General features: G+C 66.5%; 6 protein-coding genes and 1 tRNA gene. 4 read left to right on the plus strand and 3 right to left on the minus strand.

The window, feature by feature from the left end; genetic code table 11:
• Positions 1–1,106: dihydroxy-acid dehydratase (locus QZ332_RS13030; RefSeq protein WP_295766209.1), on the plus strand; the 1,106-nt coding region annotated here is incomplete at its 5' end.
• Positions 1,107–1,283: 177 nt separating this feature from the next.
• Positions 1,284–1,817, plus strand: a complete 534-nt coding sequence (locus tag QZ332_RS13035) for a phosphatase PAP2 family protein (RefSeq protein ID WP_295766211.1) — start codon at positions 1,284–1,286, stop codon at positions 1,815–1,817.
• 150 nt (positions 1,818–1,967) lie between these two features.
• Here QZ332_RS13035 and QZ332_RS13040 read toward each other — a convergent pair whose 3' ends face one another.
• The 3 genes from QZ332_RS13040 to QZ332_RS13050 all read right to left on the minus strand — a co-directional run bounded on the left by QZ332_RS13040 (position 1,968) and on the right by QZ332_RS13050 (position 3,967).
• Positions 1,968–2,165, minus strand: coding sequence for a hypothetical protein (locus QZ332_RS13040; protein ID WP_295766213.1), 198 nt, complete (start codon positions 2,163–2,165; stop codon positions 1,968–1,970).
• Between the two features lie 73 nt (positions 2,166–2,238).
• Positions 2,239–3,312, minus strand: a complete 1,074-nt coding sequence (locus tag QZ332_RS13045; RefSeq protein WP_295766215.1) for an S-layer homology domain-containing protein — start codon at positions 3,310–3,312, stop codon at positions 2,239–2,241.
• Positions 3,313–3,337: 25 nt separating this feature from the next.
• Positions 3,338–3,967, minus strand: coding sequence for a redox-sensing transcriptional repressor Rex (locus tag QZ332_RS13050; RefSeq protein WP_295766217.1), 630 nt, complete (start codon positions 3,965–3,967; stop codon positions 3,338–3,340).
• A 214-nt stretch (positions 3,968–4,181) separates the two neighbouring features.
• On the opposite strand from QZ332_RS13050, the gene QZ332_RS13055 reads away from it, so the two are divergent.
• Together QZ332_RS13055 and rbr are read left to right on the plus strand one after the other, a co-directional pair.
• A tRNA-Arg gene (locus tag QZ332_RS13055) sits at positions 4,182–4,258 on the plus strand.
• Between the two features lie 81 nt (positions 4,259–4,339).
• Positions 4,340–4,876 carry a rubrerythrin gene (rbr, locus tag QZ332_RS13060; protein ID WP_295766218.1) on the plus strand — a complete coding sequence of 179 codons (537 nt, stop codon included), beginning with the start codon at positions 4,340–4,342 and terminating at the stop codon, positions 4,874–4,876.
• Positions 4,877–5,075: the final 199 nt, after the last annotated feature.

Consider the following 5,075-nt stretch of genomic DNA (forward strand, 5'->3'; position numbering starts at 1 on the left):
GCCCCACCTGCGGGTCCTGCTCCGGCATGTACACCGCCAACTCCATGAACTGCCTCACCGAGGCCATCGGCATGGCCCTCCGGGGCAACGGCACCATCCCCGCCGTGTGGTCCGCCCGCCTGCGGCTGGCCAAGCACACCGGCATGAAGATCATGGAGCTGGTGGAGCGGGACATCCGCCCCCGGGACATCCTGACCGAAGCCGCCTTCCGCAACGCCGAGACCGTGGACATGGCCCTGGGCTGCTCCACCAACACCATGCTCCACCTCCCCGCCATCGCCCACGAGTGCGGCATCGAACTGGATCTGGACCTGTCCAACGAGATCTCCAGCAGGACCCCCAACCTCTGCCATCTGGCCCCCGCCGGGGACACCTACATGGAGGACCTGGAGGCCGCGGGCGGCGTCTACGCCGTCATGAAGGAGCTGACCAAGAAGGATCTCCTGGACACCTCCCTCATCACCTGCACCGGCAGGACCATCGCCGAGAACCTGGAGGGCGTGGAGAACCGGGATCCCGAGCTGATCCGCCCCATCGAGCGCCCCTACTCCCAGGACGGCGGCATCGCCGTGCTCAAGGGGGACCTGGCCCCGGAGGGCTGCGTCGTCAAGCGCTCCGCCGTGGCCCCGGAGATGATGGTCCACACCGGCCCCGCCCGGGTCTTCGACAGCGAGGAGGACGCCATCGCCGCCATCTACGCCGGGGAGATCCGGGCCGGGGACGTGGTGGTCATCCGCTACGAGGGCCCCAAGGGCGGCCCCGGTATGCGGGAGATGCTGAACCCCACCTCCGCCATCGCGGGCATGGGCCTGGACAAGGACGTGGCCCTGATCACCGACGGGCGCTTCTCCGGCGCGACCCGGGGCGCCTCCATCGGCCACGTCTGTCCCGAGGCGGCCCAGGGCGGCCCCATCGCCTTCGTGGAGGACGGGGACATCATCGCCATCGACATCCCCAAGTGCTCCATCTCCCTGAAGGTGGACGAGGCCGTCCTCGCCCAGCGGAGGGCCAAGTGGGTCTGCCCGGAGCCGAAGATCTCCACCGGCTACGCCGCCCGGTATGCCAAGCTGGTCTCCAGCGCGGCCAAGGGCGCGGTGCTGGGATGATCCGGAGGCCGTGCGGAGGAGGATCCCGCAGGGCGTCCGGCGCTTGGCCGGCCGGGACGGCGCGGCGCGCGGGACGGATGGGGTCATCCGCAGGCGCTGCGGCGGCCCCGGCGGCGGCGAGGGATGCCGGGGGCCGCGGCAGGAGCCGCAGCCCCGTGCGTCCAAGGAGGCGGTCTGATGCAGCATGCTGAACTGGCAGTCCTGGACTGGATCCAGCTCCACCTGCGCTGTGAGCTCCTCGACCGGCTGATGCCCTTCGTCAGCGGCCTGTCCGACCACGGAGAAGTCTGGATCTTGACCGCCGCGGTCCTGCTCCTCCTCCGGCGGCAGCGGAGGTACGGCGTCTGCGCCGCCTGCGCCCTGGTCCTGGATCTGGTGTCCTGCAACCTGATCTTGAAGCCCCTCATCGGCCGGGCCCGGCCCTTCGCCTCCCGCCCGGACCTCCTCCTGCTGGTCCCCCCGCCGGGGGACGCCTCCTTCCCCTCCGGACATACGGCGGCGGCCTTCGCCGTGGTCTTCGCCCTGAAGACCGCCGGGAGCCCTCTGTGGATCCCGGCCCTCGTCCTGGCCGCCGTCACCGCTTTCTCCCGGCTGTACCTCTATGTCCACTGGCCCAGCGACGTCCTGGGCGGCATCCTCCTGGGGGCCGCTGTGGGCTGGGCCGGGGCGAAGCTCGCGCAGGCCGTCCCCCGGGACCGGGGGCGGACCTGAGGAGGGCCCCGGGGCCTGCCGGGCCCGGGGCCCCTCTCGCAGCGCTCCCCCTCCCCGCCGGCCGCCGCGGCTCCCCCGACGCTCCAAAGCCCCGGACCCTGTTGGGTCCGGGGCTCCTGTCGCAGGCATCATCGGTGATAAGGACGCCCCTCAGCAGCAGGGGGCGGGGTTGCAGGGATTGCAGCCGCAGCCGCAGTTGCAGCCGCCGCAGTTGTTGTTGCAGCCGCAGTTGCAGCCGCAGCCACAGCCGCTGCCGCCCCAGCTGTTGTTGCCGCAGCAGCACCAGACGATGATGAGCAGGATGATGATCCAGCAGCAGCTGCCGCCGCCAAAACCGTTATTGCACATGATGGAACCTCCTAAGAGATGTAGACCGGATCGGAGCGGTCTCAGTTCATCATATGCGCTTAGGGCGAAGGGGTTACAGCCTCCAGTTGACCACGCTGGGAGCGGCGTCCCTCTCGAACTGCGTGAAGACGCCCTTCTCCATCAGCGTCTGCGCCAGCGTCCGGCCCGTGCCGGAGACCTGGGCCTCCAGGGCGTAATAAGAGATGTACACCAGCTCCGCCCGCAGGAACGGATCTTGCCGGAGCATGGCGGCCTCCCCCTCCGTCAGCAGCCCGACGTCCCGGGCCCGGCTCAGGGTGTCCGACAGGTCCGTGTTGGCGGCGGAGCTGTAGCCCAGGGCCCGGAGGATGAACTCCGTATACTGCCGCGCGTTGACCGGATGGGAGGGCCGGAACTGGCCCGCGCCCCAGCCGTTGGTGTAGCCCCGCTCATAGGCGTAGCCGACATACTTCGCCCCATTGGTCCCGGCCCGGACGTCCGTGAAGGGACAGCTCCCCTCCCAGGCCAGCGCCTCGCTCTCCTCCCCCAGCACCCGGATGAACATGATGAGGGCCTGGAGCCGGGTAGGCGCGGCCTCCAGGTCGAAGCCCTGGCCGTAGCCGGTGGAGCTCCCCTGGAAAAGGTGTATGGCCTTCAAAGCGGCGGCCATCGCGTTATAGTCCGTGGCGGTGGAATAGCGGAACGTGCAGCTCCCCTGATGGTCCAGCACGGCGGTCTTGCTTGTGACGAGGAAGCTGGCGGCGGTATCCTCCGCCACCAGGTAGCGGTGGTCCGCGGCGAGGCTGCCGCCGCTGGGGACCACCGCGCCGGCGGTCACGTCCACCACCGCGCCGGCAGGATAGTCCACCCGGGCGCTCCCCGCCAGCAAAAGCACACCGTCGCCGGTGGACGCCTGCAGGGCGTCGTCCTGCTTCAGGCGGACCTCCGCCCACACGGCGGGGGCGCCCGCCGCCCCGCCGTCTTCCTGACGAGGGGGGACGGAGCCGTCCAGGCGGGCGTCGACGGCAGCGTCCACCTTCCCGGTGAAGACGCCGGTGAGGTAGGAGAGCGAAGCGAGGGGATCGGCCGCGTCCCCGGCGGCCGCCGCCCAAACGACCGCAGCCGCGAGCACGCACAGCGGCAGCAGGCATAAGATCTTTTTCTGCATGAAGGTCCCTTTCTCCGGCCCCGTATCAGCGGTTGGCGATACGGTAGCTCAAGGTCAGCAGGCTGTCGGCAAAATGGATGTTCTCGATCTTCACGTCCGGCTGGCCGCAGGTGAGCTCCACGTTGGTGAAGTTCCAAAACCCCCGGACGCCCAAGGCGATGAGCCGGTCCGCCGTCTCCTGGGCGATGGCCTGGGGGATGGTCAGCACCACCACATCCACGCTGTGGGACCCGATATAGGCGTCCACCTCGTCCATGGAGTAGATGGGGACGCCGTTGACCTTGGTCCCGGTGAGGGCGGGGGAGATGTCGAAGGCGGCGTCCACGGTGAAGCCGGTCCGGGCGAAGGGGAAATTCTGCAGCAGGGCGCGGCCCAGGTTCCCGACGCCGATCATGACCAGGTGATGGTCATTGTCCACCCCCAGGATGTGGCCGATCTCGGTGTGGAGCTCCTCCACGTTATAGCCGTAACCCTGCTGGCCGAACTCACCGAAGCAGCTCAGGTCCTGGCGGATCTGAGAGGCGGTGATGTTCATCTCCTGGCCCAGGGAATGGGAGGAGATGCGTACCACGCCCTTGGCGCAGAGCTCTGTCAATTGCCGGTAGTAGCGGGGCAGCCGCCGGATCACGGCATCGGAGACATTTTCTTTCTTCAAAACGCTCACTCCCAATCAAAACTTTATCATAACATTTTATAGTTTAGCTCAAAACCAACAACTTGTCAATTTTTTTAACAATCTTTTTTCGTAAAAATTTTTGACAAAACGCTTTACAGGCCGGGGAGATCCTGCTATACTAGCAAAAGACTCGAAGGGGCGGCCCTTGGGCCCTGGCGTCCCTCGGTACGACAAGTGCATAAGTGAAAGGTATGCGCCCGTGGCGCAGTTGGATAGCGCGTCAGACTCCGACTCTGAAGGCCGCTGGTTCGAATCCAGTCGGGCGTACCAAAAGCCCTGAAAACTTCGTTTTCAGGGCTTTTTCATAACTTATCGCATCTATTTCTCGAATTTCAAAAGGAGGAATTTTCTATGTCCAAATACGCCGGAACGCAGACGGAGAAGAACCTGGAGGCCGCCTTTGCCGGGGAGTCCCAGGCCCGGAACAAGTACACCTACTTCGCCTCCAAGGCCAAGAAGGAGGGCTTCGAGCAGATCGCCGCCCTGTTCCTGAAGACCGCCGACAACGAGAAAGAGCACGCCAAGATGTGGTTCAAGGAGCTGGAGGGCATCGGCTCCACCGCCGAGAACCTGGGCGCCGCCGCCGACGGGGAGAACTACGAGTGGACCGATATGTACGAGGGCTTCGCCAAGACCGCCGAGGCGGAGGGCTTCCCGGAGCTGGCCGCAAAATTCCGGGCGGTCGGCGAGATCGAGAAGCACCACGAAGAGCGGTACCGGGCCCTGCTCCGCAGCGTGGAGGCCCGGGAGGTCTTCAAGAAGAGCGAGGTCAAGGTCTGGGAGTGCCGGAACTGCGGGCATATCGTGGTGGGCACCGCCGCTCCCGAGGTCTGCCCCGTCTGCGCCCATCCCCAGGCTTATTTCGAGGTCCGCGCGGAGAATTATTGAGTACATAGTTCCGGTCAAGGAGGTCCCGACGGTCGACGGGAGCCCCGGATAGGGGCGCCGGGACCGCCCGGTCTCCCGCAGTGACCGCCCCTGACCCAACAGGCGCACCGCAGCACAGCGGTGCGCCTCAGCCTGTCGAAAAGTCTTTTCGACAGGCTGAGCAAGTTTTCAGGACTTTCTTGAAAGTCCTGAAAACTTA

Source organism: uncultured Oscillibacter sp. (assembly GCF_910584465.1).
Lineage (GTDB): Bacteria > Bacillota > Clostridia > Oscillospirales > Oscillospiraceae > Oscillibacter.